The organism is Devosia nitrariae, from assembly GCF_030160115.1.
GTDB lineage: Bacteria > Pseudomonadota > Alphaproteobacteria > Rhizobiales > Devosiaceae > Devosia > Devosia nitrariae.
The window spans coordinates 127,059-143,052 of the sequence record NZ_BSNS01000015.1; the positions used below are offsets into that span (position 1 = coordinate 127,059).

Here is a 15,994-nt window from a genome sequence, read left to right on the forward strand (position 1 = left end):
ACACGCAAGTGGCCATTCTCGAGGCAGAGACGAAACCGGCTCCGCCCCCCGCCGCGCCGGCGGACGAGACCGACCGGCCCGAGCAAACGGCTCCAAGTGCCGAGGGGGAAACGCGCGAGCGCGTGGGCATCCTGCGCCGTCTGGTGACGCCGCTCTACCGGTTCGGCGGCGCGATCACGCGCTTTCTCGATTTCACCATCTTTTCGAGCCTGACGCGCCGGATCATCGTTCTCAACCTCGCCGGCCTGACGGTGCTCGTCGTCGGCATCCTCTATCTCAACCAGTGGCGGGCCGGTCTCATCGACGCGCGCGTGCAGTCGTTGCGCGTCCAGGGCGAGATCATCGCCGCGGCCATCGCCGCCTCGGCCACCGTCGACAGCGACGTCATCTCCATCAATCCCGATCGCCTGCTCGAGCTGCAGAGCGGCAACAGCTTCTCACCGCTCTCCTACTTCGACCCCAGCCTCGAATTCCCCATCAACCCCGAGCGGGTCGCGCCGCTGATGCGCAACCTCATCACCCCGACCCGCACGCGCGCCCGCATCTACGACCAGGGCGGTCTCCTGATCCTCGACAGCGACAACATCTATGCGCGTGGAGATGTCCTGCGCCAGATCACGCCGCCGGCCGAAGACAACGGCTTCCTTCTCTTTGAGTGGTGGAACGCGCTGCTCTCCTGGATGCCGGGCGACAATTTCCCGCTCTACCAGGAATATGGCGCCGACGAGGGGCGGCGCTATCCCGAGGTCAGTTCGGCGCTCTCGGGCGCCCCGGCCGATTTTGTGCGTGTCGATTCCCAGGGTCAGCTCGTCGTCTCGGTGGCTGTGCCCATCCAGCGCCTGAGGGCGATCGTGGGCGTCCTGCTGCTCTCTACCGCACCCGGCGAGATCGACGCGGTGGTCGATCAGGAGCGCTGGAGCATCCTGCGGATCGCCCTGATTGCGACGGTCGTGCAGATCGGGCTCTCCCTGCTTCTGGCCGGCACCATTGCCGGGCCCGTGCGGCGCCTGTCCGAGGCGGCCGAGCGGGTGCAGACCGCTGGCAACGCCCGTGCCGAAATCCCCGACATGACCGAGCGGCCCGACGAGATCGGCCATCTCTCGGGCGCGCTGCGTTCGATGACCGACGGGCTCTATAACCGCATCGAGGCCATCGAGCGCTTTGCCGCCGACGTTGCCCACGAACTCAAGAACCCGCTGACCTCGCTGCGCTCGGCGGTTGAGACCCTGCCGCGCGCGCGGCGCGATGAGGACCGCGACCGGCTGAACGCCATCATCCAGCACGACGTGCGGCGCCTCGACCGGCTGATCTCCGATATCTCCAACGCCAGCCGGCTCGATGCCGAACTCGCCCGCGAGAGCTCGGAGCGCGTCGACGTCGAAAAGCTGGCCGAGGCTATGGTCGCCATTCAGAAGGATCTTGCCGCCGGACGCTCGGTCGACGTCGTGATGGACAAGCGCCACGGCCGCGCCCCCGCCGTCGTCAACGGCCACGACAGCCGCCTCGCTCAGGTCTTCGCCAATCTCATCGACAATGCCGTCTCCTTCTCGCCGCCCGACGGAACCGTGCGGGTGACGGTCACCACTGACACCGAGACGGTCACCATCTCCGTCGCCGACCAAGGGCCGGGCATCAAGGGCGACGTCGGCCGCATCTTCCAGCGCTTCTATACCGACCGGCCGGACGGTGAGACGTTCGGCGATCATTCGGGTCTCGGTCTTTCGATCTCCAGGCAGATCGTCGAGGCACATAAGGGCACCATCCGTGCGCAGAACCGCAAGGATCGCTCGGGAGCCGTCTTTACCGTCACCTTGCCGCGCGCCCGCAAATGATCGTTAAGACCTGTGGCCGACACTCGCGCGGGCACAGCGGGACGAACCCGCGCACGCTTTGGGGGCGATTATGACGATGACCGAAAACGTTCACGGCACCGGCCTGGTTCTTGGAAAGACCGGCGTCCTTTTGCGCGGGCCCTCGGGCGCCGGCAAATCGATTCTGGCTCTGGCCTTGATCGATCGCTGGCAGGGCCGGGGGGAGCCCGCTTTCCTCGTCTCGGACGACAGGGTCGACCTCGCCCGTGAAAGTGGGGGGCTGGTCATGAGCGCGCCGGCCGCCATCGCCGGGCTGATCGAGATGCGTGGGCGCGGCATCGTCAGGCGGCCCTACGCCGATGGAGCGCCGCTGCATCTGGTCGTCGACCTCGTTCCGCAGTTCGATCGCATGCCCGAAGAGGATACGCTGGTGACGCGTGTTGCCGGCGTCGATCTTGCCCGTGCGCCCGTCCCGCAGGCCGGCGTTATCGGGCTCGGCCATCAGGTCTTGCTGGTCGTCGAGGCGGTCGCGGATCTCTCCATCGCGTGAACCGGAGCTTTCCACAGGCTGGCGTGGTGCGGCCCGCGCGACCGCATTTTCTGGACTGGACCGGGGGGCGGAGTATATTAGAGCGGGATACGAGAAAGTGGGAATCGGTTTTTTACGAAAAATCCTGCGACAACAAAAAGCTAGAGCGCGCGATTCAAACAAATCGCATCTCGCTCTAGGCCGCGTTTGCTACCGCGGGCGGACACGGACCCACCTTGGGGAATTTGCATGATTGGTATGGTGCTGGTGACGCACGGTGCGCTCGCCATTGAATTCAAGGCAGCGCTCGAGCATGTGGTTGGTCCGCAAGAGCACGTCGAAACCATAGCCATCGGTCCCGATGACAACATGGAAAACCGGCGCGACGATATCCTCAAGGCTGTCGACGAGGCCGACGACGGGACCGGCGTCATCATTCTCACCGACATGTTCGGGGGCACGCCCTCGAACCTGGCTATTTCGGTCATGCAGAACCGTGCAGTCGAGGTGATCGCGGGCGTGAACCTGCCCATGCTGGTCAAGCTCGCGCGCGTCAGAGCCGAAATGCCGATCAAGGAGGCGGTCAATCTGGCGCAGGAGGCTGGGCGTAAATATATCAATGTCGCCAACTCCATTCTCGGAGCCACCTGAGACCTTGATGGATCCCGCCGCCAACGTCGGACGCGCCCTTGCCCAGCAGTTGACCATCGTCAACCGCAAGGGCCTGCACGCGCGTGCTTCCGCCCGGTTCGTCAGAACCGCCGAATGCTTCGATGCCACCATCCAGGTGATCAAGGACGGCCAGGCCGTTGCCGGCAATTCCATCATGGGCCTGATGATGCTCGGTGCCGGGCCGGGCTCGACCATCCTCGTTCAATCGAGCGGCAAGCAGGCGCGCGAAGCGCTCGAGGCCCTTGTGGAGCTGGTCAACAACGGGTTCGACGAGGACAGCGAAGGCGCGCTGGACTAGAGCAACGTGCGAAAAGGTGGATACCGGCTTTTCGCAAGAAACGTTGCGACCACAAACAACTAGAGCCGGCGCTCTGATCCCATCAGAGCGCCGGCTCTAGCGGCCTCCCGCACTGGACGAGAGTTCCAGGGAACGACAAGGGCGCCGGCAGGGTTGAATGGGCGCTGGACCGAAACGAGACCGGGAGCGGACATGCGGCGTGCCGTATCGATTGCAGGTGGGCTCGCGCTTGCGACGGCGCTCAGCCAGTTCCCCGAATACGCCCAACAATATACCCAGCGCCTCGGCGGCGCGGTCGACGAGTTGCGGGTGATCGTCGAGGATTTCGACCGTGCCGCCACCGAAGGGGGCTTCGACCGCAATGAGGCGCTGGCCCGCTACGGCGCTTCGACCGATACGTTCCTCGCCGGACGCGGCGAGAGTATGGGCCGGACGTTCGTGCGCTATGAACGGCTGAGCGCTGCCCTCGATGAGATCGATAACGCGGACGCGCTCGAGCGCCTGCGCAACCTGCCGCTTTATCTCGATACCGACATCGGAGCGCGCACGCTCGAGGCCTATAAGCCTGCCGTTCCCGTAACCCCGGAAGGATTTCTCTATGCCTTTTCCGGTCTCGTCCTCGGTTATCTCGTCACCTCCGGTCTCTTCCGGCTGGTGACCCTTCCCTTCTCTCGCCGCCGCGGACGAGCCGTCCATCGCTGAACCAGCGAGATATAAAGTTATCTTTATATCCCTGTTGATCCGATGTTCTCCCCCGCGTATAACCGGGCACAAGACAACTCTCACATTCCGGAGCCTCCCCATGACCAGCCAGCCGGCCGATTACGCGGTCCGTGACATTTCGCTCGCCGACTATGGCCGCAAGGAGATCGACATCGCCGAGGTCGAGATGCCGGGCCTGATGGCCATCCGCGAGGAATATGCGGCGGCCCAGCCCCTGAAGGGCGCGCGCATCGCCGGCTCCCTGCATATGACCATCCAGACAGCCGTTCTCATCGAGACGCTGGTGGCGCTCGGGGCAGAGGTGCGCTGGGTCTCGTGCAACATCTTTTCGACCCAGGACCATGCGGCGGCCGCCATCGCCGCCCGCGGCATTCCGGTTTTCGCCCATAAGGGCGAGACACTCGAGGAATACTGGACCTTCACCGATCGCATGATGGAGTGGGGCGACGGCGGCACGCCCAATCTCATTCTCGACGACGGCGGTGACGCCACCATGCTGGTCCTCACCGGCGCCAAGGCCGAGACCGATCCTTCGATCCTCGATAAGCCCGGCAACGAGGAAGAAGAAATCTTCTTTGCCACGATCCGCAAGCGCCTTGCCACGCACCCGAACTTCTATTCGGCCATCCGCGCCGCGATCAAAGGCGTCTCCGAAGAGACGACGACGGGCGTCATGCGCCTTTATCAGCTCCATGCCAAGGGCGAGCTGCCGTTCCCGGCCATCAACGTCAACGACTCGGTGACCAAGTCCAAGTTCGACAACAAGTACGGCACGCGCGAGTCGCTGGTCGACGCCATCCGTCGCGGCACCGACGTGATGATGGCCGGTAAGGTCGCAATCGTCTGTGGCTACGGCGATGTCGGCAAGGGCTCGGCCCAATCGCTCAAGGGCGCGGGTGCCCGTGTGCTTGTCACCGAGGTCGATCCCATCTGCGCGCTGCAGGCAGCCATGGATGGTTACGAGGTGGTGACGCTCGAGGAGGCGGCCCCGCGCGCCGACATCGTCGTCACTGCCACCGGTAACCGTGACGTCTTGACCCTCGACGACATGCGCAATCTCAAGGACATGGCGATCGTCTGCAACATCGGCCACTTCGACAACGAGATCCAGGTCGCCGCGCTCAAGAACTTCAAGTGGACCAACGTCAAGCCGCAGGTCGATCTCATCGAGATGGGCCCGGGCAAGCGATTGATCCTTCTGTCCGAGGGGCGTCTCGTCAATCTCGGCAACGCCACCGGCCATCCGAGCTTCGTCATGAGCGCTTCGTTCTCCAACCAGACGCTGGCGCAGATCGAGCTGTGGACCAACGGTGCCAAGCTCGAGAAGAAAGTGCACGTGCTGCCCAAGCACCTCGACGAGAAGGTCGCCGCCTTGCACCTCGCCAAGCTCGGGGCCAAGCTCACCCAGTTGAGCAAGGATCAGGCTGACTATATCGGCGTGCCGCAGGACGGCCCCTTCAAGTCCGGCGAATACCGATACTGATCGATCGTATCCAACCGCAATCGAGGAGAGCCCGTCCGAACCGGACGGGCTCTTTTATTTTGCTTGGATGTTTCTGCTTCGTTCCCGGGTCAAGAGCATTAATCGTTTTTTTACCCACAACGCACACACAACTAGACTCTTCTGCGCGATTCCGCGTCCCGGTATGTTGAGGTGATTCGGCAGCAAGGGTACGCGCTGCCAGGCAGCGGCGAGCCGGCGGACCGGCCGGGGTTCCTGCCGATTTTTCAAGTGCGCGTATCGACCGCGTCCGCGGTCGGGTTGGCGACATCACGAGTGCAAGAGGGCAGGGCATGGGGCCGGAGACCATCCGGAGACGTTGGAGATTCGTGGGGCTTTGCGCAGCGCCCTCGGCTCTCGTGTCCGCCTCGCCCGCCTTTGCACAAGGGATCAATTCCGGGATCAATGCCGGCGCCATCGCCGGCGCCGCGCCGCTCGCCATTGCGCTCGGCGCTGGTGGGTTTGCGGTCCTCGCCGTTGCCATGGTGCGCACCCTCATTGCCGACGCCAATGCGCGCCAGCGCCGTGCCGCCGAGCAGATCGCGGGTCTGCGGGCATTCGTTGACGAATACGAAGCGCTGCTTGCCGGCACACGCGAAGTGACGGTGCTGTGGCCCGGCAACGGACCCGAGCCGAGGCTCCTCGGCCAGGTATCGGCCGTCCTGCCGGCCGGACGCCGGCCCGATGCGGTGATGAAATTCTCGACCTGGCTCGTGCCCGAAGATGCCGAGCGCCTCGCCCGGCTGGTCGAAGCCCTGCGCGTCGACGGACGCGCCTTCGAGACAAGCCTGGCGACGACCGACGGCCGCTCGGTGCGCGCCGCCGGCTGGGTGCTGGGGAACGGCACGGCGCTGCGCCTGCGCCCGGCCTATCTCCAGCCGCTTGCCGGTGCCGAAACCCCGGCGCAACCCGACCATTCGGCCCTGCGCAAGGCGCTGGCGCTTGCCGGCGATCCCGCATATTTGCGCGATGCGTCCGGGCAGCTGATCTTTGCCAATCCCGCCTACGAAACGCTGGCCAGGTCGCTCGGCAAGACGTCGCTCGGCAAGAACGGCGGCGCTGCCGCGCCAGCCGAACTTCTCGATCCCGCAGCGCTCGACCGGCACCTCAAGGCGCTCGCGAGCGCTGCCGGTTCGGCAAGCCTCGAGCTCTCTTGGCCCGGGCATGGAGAGTTCAGGCTCGTCGAATGCGCGATGCCGGGAGGCGATACTGTCGGGTTCCTGCATCCGGTGGAGCGTGAGGCGGGCGACATCGGCCTTGCCCACATCGGCGGCATCATCGAAACCCTCGCCACCCCCATCGCCATTTTCAATGCCGACAAGGAGCTCGTGCACTTCAACCAGGCTTATGCCGAGCTCTGGGGGCTCGACGAGCACTTCCTCGTCGAGGGGCTCGACGAGCGCGCCATTCTCGACAAGCTGCGCACCGAAGGCCTGCTGCCCGCGCAACGTGACTATCACGAATGGCGCAATCAGCACCTTGCTGCCTATGATCTCACCAGGCCGCGCAAGGACGAGATCTGGCACCTGCCGGACGGCCGCTCGATTAAGGTGATCGCCGCTCCCGCCAGCCCCAAGGGCGGAGTGGTCTATGTCTTCGAGGACATCACCGAGCGCCTGGCACTGGAATCGACCAACAAATCCTTCTCCAGTGTGCAGCGCGAATCCCTCAACGCGCTCTCGGAGGCTGTCGCGGTCTTCGGTACCAACGGGCGCCTGACACTCAACAACCCGCGCTTTGCCGCGCTCTGGAAGCTGCCGGCCTCTGCCGTCGCCGACCATCCCCATATCGACCAGATCGCCGAAGCCTGCGGTCGGGCACTGCCCGAGGATGGTCCGACCATCTGGAGGGACTTGAAGCGCGGCATCATCGACCTCAACCCCACCCGCACCGATACCACCGGGCGCCTCGCCCGTGCCGACGGTCGCCTGCTCGATTATGCCATCACACGCCTGCCGGATGGGCAGACGATGATGACCTTCCTCGACGTCACCGAAAGCGCCAACTACTCGCGCGTCCTCAAGGAGCGCAATGAGGCGCTGATCGCCGCCGACAGGCTGAAGGACGCCTTCGTCAAGAACGTCTCCTATGAGCTGCGCTCGCCCCTCACCAACATCATCGGCTTCGCCGATCTGCTTGCCCAGGAAGGGGATACGCTGACCGAGCGGCAGAAGGCCTACACCGACTATATCCGCGCCTCCTCGACGACCCTTGGCGTCCTCATCGACAACATCCTCGATCTTGCAACGGTCGACGCCGGCGCCGCCGAACTCAAGCCCGAGCTCCTCGACGTGCCGACCCTCGTCGAGAAGGCCCGGGCGGGGCTGTCGGCGACCTTCATCGAGATCGGCGGCGAAAAGCCGATCAACCTCGTCGTCGACATCGAGGACAACCTGCCCCCCTTCGTTGCCGACGGCACGCGCATGGTGCAGATACTCTATAACCTCCTCTCCAACGCCGCCCGCTTCTCTCCGCCCGGGGGGCAGGTGAAACTTTCGGTCTCGGCCCGGGCCGACCGGTTGCTCTTCGTGGTTGAGGACGAGGGCCCGGGTTTGACCGACGAGATGAAGGAGGTGATCCTGGCGCGGATCGACGCCTCGACCACCGACGGGCGCCAGCGCGGCGCCGGCCTCGGCCTTGCCATCGTCAGGACGTTCGTCAACCTCCATGGCGGCACCATCACCGCCGAACCGCGCCAGCCGCGCGGCAGCCGCATCACCGTGAACCTGCCGAGAGATTCCGCACTTGCCGGGGTTGCCGAATAGATGGATGGATCCCGCTTCCTGCCCGACGAAGCGGCGACCGCCGCCTTCGGGGCGGAGCTGGCCGCAAGCCTTCAACCCGGCAACCTGATCCTGCTCGAAGGCGACCTTGGCGCCGGCAAGACCGCACTCGCCCGCGCCGTCATCCGCGCGCTCGCGCGCGATCCGGACCTCGAAGTGCCGTCCCCGACCTTCGCCCTCGTCCAGCCCTATCGCGCCGGCGGCCAGGCAATCCTCCACGCCGACCTCTACCGCCTCGCTGACCCCCGCGAGGTCGATGAGCTCGGCCTCTTCGAGGACCCAGAGGCGATCGTCCTCGTCGAATGGGCCGAACGTGCGCCTGAGCTTGCCGGCCGCGCCGATCTCGTTGTTGCCCTCTCTATTCCCTCGGGTGGCGCGGGCCGAAACGTAACGGTGATGCGGCGGTAGTACGACCGAACCGCTGCCGGCCGGCGCTAAATCCGCCGCAACGTCTCCTCGTCCTCCTTGCCCTCAAAGAACGCATCGAGCGCAGCGCGAAAGGGCCAAACACTCGGTAGCGTCTCGGTCGCATGGGCAAAGAGGGTCATTGAGGAGAAGAACTTGCGATCGTCCGGCGACCCGAAGATCTCATGGACGCTCTTGCCCCGACCATCCACCCCCGGCGCATAGGCAAGCACCGCTTGTGTGCACTCGACGAGCCGGGCCCCGAGCACCTTGTGCTCGAGATACGCCCGTGCCTCCTCGATTCCCGCAAGCGCAAACCGCCGCGACATCTCGCTGAACCCCAGCCCCGCCACTTGCGGAAACACGAACCACATCCAATGCGTGCGCTTCCGGCCGGCGCGCAGTTCGGCTAGGACAGTTGGGTAGATGGGGTCCTGGGCATCGAGGAAGTGGGAAAACATATGGTCTACCAGCGATTACCTGCTTCACCGCCTGCCCCGGGTTCGGCTGCGGGTCGTTCCTCCCCCTAATGCGCCTCATCCCAGTTCTTGGCTGCATGCGCATCGACCTGGATCGGCACCGTCAGCCGCACCGCCGGTTCTGCCGCCCCTTCCATGACCTGCGCGATCACCGGCATCGCCTCGTCCTCCGTCCCCTCGTCGACCTCGAAGATCAGTTCGTCATGCACCTGCAGCAGCATGTCGGCGTGGACGCCCGCCTGGACTAGCGCCGGCTCCATGCGGATCATGGCGCGGCGGATGATGTCGGCGGCGCTGCCCTGGATCGGGGCGTTGATCGAGGCGCGTTCGACGAACGCGCGTTCGGCCTGGTGCGAGGAATTGGCGTTGGGGAAGCGGATGCGGCGCCCGAAGATGGTCGTCACATAGCCCTGCGACTTCACCAGGCGCCGCTGGTGGTCCATGTAGTCCTTGATGCCCGGGAAGCGCTTGAAATAGGTGTCGATATAGTCGCCTGCCTCCGAGCGCGGGATGCCGAGCTGGTTGGCAAGGCCGAAGGCCGAGATGCCGTAGATGATGCCGAAATTGATCGCCTTGGCCCGTCGGCGAACTTCCGACGGCATGCCCTCGATCGGCACCTTGAACATCTCGCTCGCGGTCATCGCGTGGATGTCGAGGCCTTCCTCGAACGCGTCCTTCAGGGCCTGGATGTCGGCGATGTGGGCGAGGACGCGCAGCTCGATCTGCGAATAGTCGGCGCTGATCAGCATCTTGCCGGGCGCGGCAACGAACGCCGAGCGGATCTTGCGCCCGTCCTCGGTGCGGATGGGGATATTCTGCAGGTTCGGGTCGTTGGACGACAACCGCCCGGTCAGCACCGAATGCTGCGAATAGGTGGTGTGCACCCGGTTGCTGCGCGAGTTGATATAGGCCGGCAGCGCGTCGGTATACGTGCCCTTCAGCTTGGTCACCCCGCGCCAGGCGACGATCACTTTGGCCAGCGGCACGTTCTCGCGCTCGGCCAGCTCCTCGAGGAGGCCCGCGCCAGTTGCCCATTGGCCGGTTTTGGTCTTCGATCCGCCCGGCAGGCCGAGCTTGCCGAAAAGGATGTCGCCCAGCTGCTTGGGCGAGCCGAGATTGAACACCTCACCGGCAAGCTCATGCGCCTCCGCTTCGAGCGCGGCGGCGCGCTGGGCGAAATCGCCCGAAAGGCGGGCAAGGATCTGCCGGTCGATGGAAATGCCGCGCGCTTCCATGCGCGCCAGCACCGGAGCGAGCGGGCGCTCGAGCGTCTCATAGATCGCCGTCGAGTTCTCGGGCACCAGCCGCGCCTTCAGGATGTGCCAGAGGCGCACCGTTATATCGGCGTCCTCGCCGGCATAGCGGGTGGCGTCGGCGATACCGATTTGCGCGAACGTCCTCTGCGTCTTGCCGGAGCCGAGCAGCTCCTTGATCGGGATGCCGGCGTGGCCGAGCCAGTGGTCGGCAAGCTCGCCCATGGTATTGAACTGCGGCCCGTCGAGCGCATAGGACAACAGCAGCGCATCGTCGATGGCGTTGACCTCTAGCCCGTAGCGCACCAGCACGCCGTGGTCGAACTTGTAGTTGTGGAAGATCTTGAGGATCGAGCGGTCGGCAAACACCGGGCGCAGCAGCGCCAGGGCCACCTCGATGTCCATCTGCCCCTCGGCCCGTCCGTTCCCGAACATGTCGTCGGCCCCGGTGGCATGGGCCAGCGGGATGTAGGCGCCGTTCCCGGGCTGCGTCGAAAGCGAGATGCCGACAAGGTCGGCCTGCTGGTTGTCGAGCCCGGTGGTCTCGGTGTCGACGGCGACGTACCCTTGCCTGTAGATCGCCGCGATCCAGCGTTCGAGGCCAGCTGCGTCACTTATCGTCTCATACGCGGCAAGGTCGAAGGGGGTAGCCTTGATGGTCTCGTGCACCTCGGCGGCGTGGAGGACGGCCGGCGAGTCGCCGCGTCCTTCCGCCGCAAGCCTTGCCGCCCGCGCCTCGGCGCGCGCCGCATTGTCGAATCCGACCGGGGCGACCGGTTTGACGGCAAGCTCCGGGTCGGCCTCATAGGCGTCCGGGTCGGCCTCGAGAAGCGTTGCCAGCCGTTTGGTGGCTGCGTTGAACTCCATGGCCTTGAGGAAGGGGATGAGCTTGCCCGGCTCCATCGGCACGCGCGCCAGGGCCGAAAGCTCGAGCTCGAGCGGCACCTCTTTCGAGAGCGTGACGAGCTGCTTGGATATACGGGCAAGGTCGGCGTTCTCGATGAGCTTTTGCCGGCGCGAGGGCTGCTTGATCTCCTCGGCATGTGCCAGCAGGTTCTCGAGGTCGCCATAGGTGTTGATCAGCTCGGCGGCGGTCTTGACCCCGATCCCGGGCACGCCCGGCACATTGTCGACGCTGTCGCCGCAAAGCGCCTGCACCTCGATCACCTTGTCGGGCGTCACGCCGAACTTGGTCATCACCTCGTCCGGCCCGATCCAGCGCAGCGGCGGCTGGCCGGGGCGGGGGATGGTGTCGAGCATCCTGACCCTGCCGTCGAGATCGACGAGCTGCATCAGGTCCTTGTCGGACGAAACGATGGTGACCTTGCCGCCGGCGGCGAGCGCCTGCGTGGTATAGGTTGCGATGATGTCGTCGGCCTCCCAGCCCTCCATCTCGATCGGCAGAATCGAAAAGGCACGGGTTGCCGCACGAGTCAGCGGGAACTGCGGCACCAGCTCCTCGGGCGGAGGCGGACGCTGCGCTTTGTAGTCGGCATAGATGTCGTCGCGGAAGGTCCTGGCCGAGTGGTCGAAGATGACGGCCATATGGGTCGGCGCGTCCTCGCCCTTGAGGTCCTCGGTCAGCTTGAAGATCATGTTGGTGAAGCCCTGGACGCACCCGACGGGCAGCCCGTCCGACTTGCGGTTCAGGGGCGGCAGGGCGTGATAGGCACGAAAGATATAGGTCGAGCCGTCGACGAGCAGCAGATGCATCAGGCGATTCCCCAGAGCGGGATGCGAAACGTGGATATGATTTTCGCAAAAAATCCCGCGACAACAAAGACCTGGAGCGCGTGATCTGGTCTACCAAATCACATGGCGCTCCAGGCAAATTTCGCGCGACTTTAGAACAGTCGGGCGGCGAACGGCACCCTTTTCGCGCCCGGCGCATTTGAGCCGCTATTGCCTGTTAATACTTAGGGCAAGCTGGTCCGGACAGGCCGATTGGAGGAGAAATTTGGCGGAATCGACTCGTGAGGGACGCACAGCCACCATTCTCGTCGTCGACGACGATGCGCTGATCGCCATGAACCTGGCCGCGATCCTCGGCGATCTCGGCCATGTTGCTGTCGAGGCCTTCTCGCCCCGCGACGCTCTCGAGGTGCTTTCCGCCGGCGGGGTGGTCGACGCGATGATCACCGACTATTCCATGCCCGGCATGAGCGGCATCGAGCTCGCTCACGCGGCGCGCAACCTGCGCCCGGGCCTGCCGGTCATGGTGTCGACCGGCCATGCCGACCTGCCCGAGGATACCGAGCGGGCCTTCCCGCGGCTCGACAAGCCCTTCGACGAGCACCGGCTGAGCGAGATGCTCACCGCTCTTCTGGTTGAACGCGAGATGGAAGCCGACGAATAGAGCGCCAGCGCTTTCCGCAAGAGGTGGCGTTCACTTTTGCGGTTCGAAAACGCGAGAATTCAATAAGTTGGAGCACCCGTTCCGATACAATCGGAACGAGACGAGTTCTAGCGTAGGCCGCTCTCTTCGAGCAGTCCGAGGCGCTTGGCGTCGTAATAATAGCCGCCGGCATAGAGCGACACGGCTCGGTCCTCGTTGCCGCCCGCCACCATATAGGCGCCGGCCAGGTACCGCACCCCATAGCGCAGATTGGTCTCGGCCTCGAGGAGGCCGCCCGCTTCCCCGCCATAGCCCATGCCGCGCGCGGTATCGTGCCGGATCTGCATCAGTCCCCAATAGGGTCCGTTACGCGCTGCTGGATTGTAATTGCTCTCGCGCACGATCACCCGCCGCACGAGGCTTTCGGGTACCCGGTAGTGTTCCGAATAATGGGCGATGAGCCCGTCAAGATTACCCGGCCCCGTCGCCGCATAGCCCAGTGCCTCCGTGGGCGCGGCAGGCACCGCGGCGGCATCGGGCACGGCATTCTCGTCGGTGGGCGCAAGCGCGGCAATGGCCGCCGTAGCTTGGCCCGGTGCCGGACGGATCGACATCGCCGAGCAGCCGGTAAGCACAAGCGCCGCAACTAGGCAGGAAAGTGTCTGGATGGCGGCGCGCGGGCTGGGCAAGGGCGGGGTCTCCGATGGGCTGGGGCCGACGCGGCACGCGCCAGACGAGCGGGTTATTCGCCCTTATGGTCAAATTCTGGCGTGGATGTGGCAGGAGCGCGTTCCACCGGTTGCGCGAGAGAGAATGCACCGGTTTCCTTAACAGGACCGCAACACGCGGTGGGCGGACGCAAACCCAGTTGCGCGACCCCCGCCCTTCGATTAGGTTGCGCGCGTCTCGGCGGGCTCAGTGCCCGCATCCAGTACGCACCCGTAGCTCAGCTGGATAGAGCGCTGCCCTCCGAAGGCAGAGGTCACAGGTTCGAATCCTGTCGGGTGCGCCAACTCACCGAATTGCTTCCGCTTCCACGCTCGTCCGCCCGCCCGTGCGCCAGCGTTTCATGCCTATCGTGAACAAGGCGATTCTCGACGATGGGTGGGCCTATGAAGGATGTCCAAAGAGACGGACATCGGCTTCAACGTCTTCCACTACGGGAAAGATTCCCCACACGAGGCTGATCGGGCGATGTTCGACCTTTACGGCACTACCCATGATCCAGCGGCTTGCCGGTTCCTCCGCGATCGATCCCGATCACGATCTCTCCTGGCGCTGGCAGGATCCGACTTACCCACAAGATGGCGGGGACGCGCTCGACTCACGCCTGCCCCTGAAGCTGGATCTCGACCTCGCCCATTGAAATCTTCGATCAAGGGCGATGCAAGGCAGGCTCGGTTCGGTCCTTACACTATGTGCCCGACGTCATCATCCAGGTGAGCGACTGGCTCGATGGCAGAGGATGAACCGAAGCTCACCCTGTTCGAGTTACACTCTTGACAGAATGAGGTAATCTCCGCGTTCTGGACCCGAGTTTCCTCTGTCACGTGTTGGCGGGCGCAAGATGAACTTTCGTCAGTTGGAGTACTTCCTTGCGGTGTCCTCGTTCGGCAGTTTCACCGCAGCGTCGCAGCGGCTGGGGGTGGCGCAGCCGACGATCACCAAGAGCATCCGGGCCCTCGAAATCGAGATGGGCGTGACGCTGCGTTGTTCGGCTATTTCGGCGGGGCCGTGAACGTCACCGACGGGCGCTATACCTACCACGTCTTCCCCGACGATCTCGCGACCCAGGAGATCTACCAATACACGCTGATGCCAACCCACATCTGGGAACCGTTCTCGACCGAAGAACTCGCCGACGCGAGTCTTTCGAACGGCTTCGATTTCACCAAGGGTGTGAAGCTGCTCAAGGTGCCGGTATCCAGCCGTTCGCCGTTCGATGACAATTACGGCCCGGGGGCGCTTCTCGAGAGCGACACAAGGCTATACGACGTCGAGACCGACCCGGGGCAGGAGAAGCCGATCCAGAATGGGCCGGTCGAAGCCCGGCTGCGAGTGCTGATGACAGAGCTGATGCAGGCCAACGACGCGCCGCCGGAGGCGTTCGCGCGGATCGGCCTGCCCGCCCAGCTCGAGTCCGCGAGCTGATGCCGCTGCGGGAACTGACCGGCAGGGTGGGGGACCTGCGTCAGCTCGCCTCGGTCCGAAAGGTGGTGCTGGACGACGGACCCGAGGCGGGTGTGCGCGCGCTGCTGTTCTCGACCGGCGGCGGACTGGACTTCATGGTCCTTGCCGACCGGACGCTGGACGTGGGTACGCTCCATTACCGCGGCGTACCCCTCGCGTGGCAAAGCCCCAATGGATTTCGCCACCCGTCGCTCGGGGACTCGCTGTCCGATGGCGGCGTGGGCTTCGGCCGGCTGTTCTCCGGCTTCCTTCTTACCTGCGGGCTCGACCATATACGCCAGCCCAAGGACGGCGCGCCGCTCCACGGCCGGCTTCCGTCGACCCCCGCGCGGCTGCTGAGCCATGGGGAGGATTGGTCGGGTGATCAGCCGACCCTGTTCTGCGAGGCCGAAATCATTCAGGCGAGCCACGGCCGCGAAGCATTTCGTCTCCTCCGCCGCATCGAGAGCCCGATCGGCGGTACCAGCCTCAGCATTGTCGACCGCGTCGAGAACTGCGGGTCGACATCGTGGCCGCAAGCCCTGCTCTATCACTTCAACCTGGGTTACTCCGCAATCGCCGACGGGAGCTGCGTGACCCTCGACGGTCAGGAGCTTGGCGCACCTCTGATACTGAACGACCCGGGCGCGGCGCCGGATGTGGTTTGTGTCGCGGCCCGGTCGGGCCCATTCGCGACCTGCACCGTCCGGACGCCGTCGCAAGCCGGGCCGCTCGAGATGGCGCTGCGGTTCTCGTCCCCCACCCTTCCCTATCTCCAGGTCTGGCAAGACATGCGTCCGCGCGCCGGCATACTCGCGATCGAACCCTGCACAAGCGACCGGCTTGCCGACGGGACGAGCGACGCCGAGCGCTCACTCGAGCCGGGTGAGCAGCGCATCTACTCGGTGGAGATCCAGTTTTCCGGGCATTCAGCGCAACTGTTTGCCGAGCCCGCGAATATGACATTGTCGTCGGACTAGGTTGTAGTGACAATTTAGCTATTTGAGCCACAGCATGATGCTTGCGAGCTTGATGA

General features: G+C 64.8%; 15 protein-coding genes, 1 tRNA gene and 1 pseudogene. 14 read left to right on the forward strand and 3 right to left on the reverse strand.

What is annotated here, in order from left to right; genetic code table 11:
* The first annotated feature begins 8 nt into the window (after positions 1 to 8).
* The 8 genes from QQK18_RS16465 (at position 9) to tsaE (ending at position 8,725) form a co-directional block, all read left to right on the forward strand.
* The gene (locus QQK18_RS16465) at positions 9 to 1,832 is read left to right on the forward strand and encodes a sensor histidine kinase (protein ID WP_379996403.1); all 1,824 of its coding nucleotides are present in this window, start codon (positions 9 to 11) and stop codon (positions 1,830 to 1,832) included.
* A 70-nt stretch (positions 1,833 to 1,902) separates the two neighbouring features.
* Complete coding sequence (locus QQK18_RS16470) at positions 1,903 to 2,361, forward strand: HPr kinase/phosphorylase (protein WP_284341452.1); 459 nt, start codon at positions 1,903 to 1,905, stop codon at positions 2,359 to 2,361.
* A 228-nt stretch (positions 2,362 to 2,589) separates the two neighbouring features.
* A complete protein-coding gene (locus QQK18_RS16475; protein WP_284341453.1) occupies positions 2,590 to 2,991 on the forward strand; it encodes a PTS sugar transporter subunit IIA in 402 nt (133 codons plus the stop codon).
* Positions 2,992 to 2,998: 7 nt separating this feature from the next.
* On the forward strand, positions 2,999 to 3,310 hold the full coding sequence (locus QQK18_RS16480; RefSeq protein WP_284341454.1) for an HPr family phosphocarrier protein: 312 nt from the start codon (positions 2,999 to 3,001) through the stop codon (positions 3,308 to 3,310).
* A 192-nt stretch (positions 3,311 to 3,502) separates the two neighbouring features.
* Positions 3,503 to 4,012, forward strand: coding sequence for a DUF2937 family protein (locus QQK18_RS16485; protein WP_284341455.1), 510 nt, complete (start codon positions 3,503 to 3,505; stop codon positions 4,010 to 4,012).
* A gap of 100 nt (positions 4,013 to 4,112) precedes the next feature.
* Positions 4,113 to 5,516 (forward strand): adenosylhomocysteinase, encoded by a 1,404-nt coding sequence (ahcY, locus tag QQK18_RS16490; protein ID WP_284341456.1) that lies wholly within the window; start codon positions 4,113 to 4,115, stop codon positions 5,514 to 5,516.
* Positions 5,517 to 5,863: 347 nt separating this feature from the next.
* Positions 5,864 to 8,299 carry a sensor histidine kinase gene (locus QQK18_RS16495; RefSeq protein ID WP_284341457.1) on the forward strand — a complete coding sequence of 812 codons (2,436 nt, stop codon included), beginning with the start codon at positions 5,864 to 5,866 and terminating at the stop codon, positions 8,297 to 8,299.
* On the forward strand, positions 8,300 to 8,725 hold the full coding sequence (gene tsaE, locus QQK18_RS16500) for a tRNA (adenosine(37)-N6)-threonylcarbamoyltransferase complex ATPase subunit type 1 TsaE (protein WP_284341458.1): 426 nt from the start codon (positions 8,300 to 8,302) through the stop codon (positions 8,723 to 8,725).
* 26 nt (positions 8,726 to 8,751) lie between these two features.
* Here tsaE and QQK18_RS16505 read toward each other — a convergent pair whose 3' ends face one another.
* Together QQK18_RS16505 and polA are read right to left on the reverse strand one after the other, a co-directional pair.
* Positions 8,752 to 9,183: a DUF1810 domain-containing protein gene (locus tag QQK18_RS16505; protein ID WP_284341459.1), complete on the reverse strand. Its 432-nt coding sequence runs from the start codon at positions 9,181 to 9,183 to the stop codon at positions 8,752 to 8,754.
* Positions 9,184 to 9,248: 65 nt separating this feature from the next.
* Positions 9,249 to 12,167, reverse strand: coding sequence for a DNA polymerase I (gene polA / locus QQK18_RS16510; RefSeq protein ID WP_284341460.1), 2,919 nt, complete (start codon positions 12,165 to 12,167; stop codon positions 9,249 to 9,251).
* 244 nt (positions 12,168 to 12,411) lie between these two features.
* On the opposite strand from polA, the gene QQK18_RS16515 reads away from it, so the two are divergent.
* A complete protein-coding gene (locus QQK18_RS16515; RefSeq protein ID WP_284341461.1) occupies positions 12,412 to 12,810 on the forward strand; it encodes a response regulator in 399 nt (132 codons plus the stop codon).
* Positions 12,811 to 12,917: 107 nt separating this feature from the next.
* Here the strand turns inward: QQK18_RS16515 and QQK18_RS16520 are convergent.
* Positions 12,918 to 13,322 (reverse strand): annotated as a pseudogene (locus QQK18_RS16520) (transglycosylase SLT domain-containing protein); the annotation flags it as partial.
* 402 nt (positions 13,323 to 13,724) lie between these two features.
* Between QQK18_RS16520 and QQK18_RS16525 the strand changes: the two are divergent.
* From QQK18_RS16525 to QQK18_RS16545, 5 genes are all read left to right on the forward strand, one after another.
* Positions 13,725 to 13,801 (forward strand) — tRNA-Arg (locus tag QQK18_RS16525).
* Positions 13,802 to 14,008: 207 nt separating this feature from the next.
* On the forward strand, positions 14,009 to 14,155 hold the full coding sequence (locus QQK18_RS16530) for a hypothetical protein (RefSeq protein WP_284341462.1): 147 nt from the start codon (positions 14,009 to 14,011) through the stop codon (positions 14,153 to 14,155).
* Between the two features lie 201 nt (positions 14,156 to 14,356).
* Positions 14,357 to 14,527, forward strand: a complete 171-nt coding sequence (locus QQK18_RS16535) for a LysR family transcriptional regulator (RefSeq protein ID WP_284341463.1) — start codon at positions 14,357 to 14,359, stop codon at positions 14,525 to 14,527.
* Positions 14,524 to 14,940, forward strand: a complete 417-nt coding sequence (locus QQK18_RS16540) for a hypothetical protein (RefSeq protein WP_284341464.1) — start codon at positions 14,524 to 14,526, stop codon at positions 14,938 to 14,940. The genes QQK18_RS16535 and QQK18_RS16540 overlap by 4 nt, the downstream gene beginning before the upstream one ends.
* Positions 14,940 to 15,938 (forward strand): DUF4432 family protein, encoded by a 999-nt coding sequence (locus QQK18_RS16545; RefSeq protein WP_284341465.1) that lies wholly within the window; start codon positions 14,940 to 14,942, stop codon positions 15,936 to 15,938. The genes QQK18_RS16540 and QQK18_RS16545 overlap by 1 nt, the downstream gene beginning before the upstream one ends.
* The last annotated feature ends 56 nt before the right edge of the window (positions 15,939 to 15,994 follow it).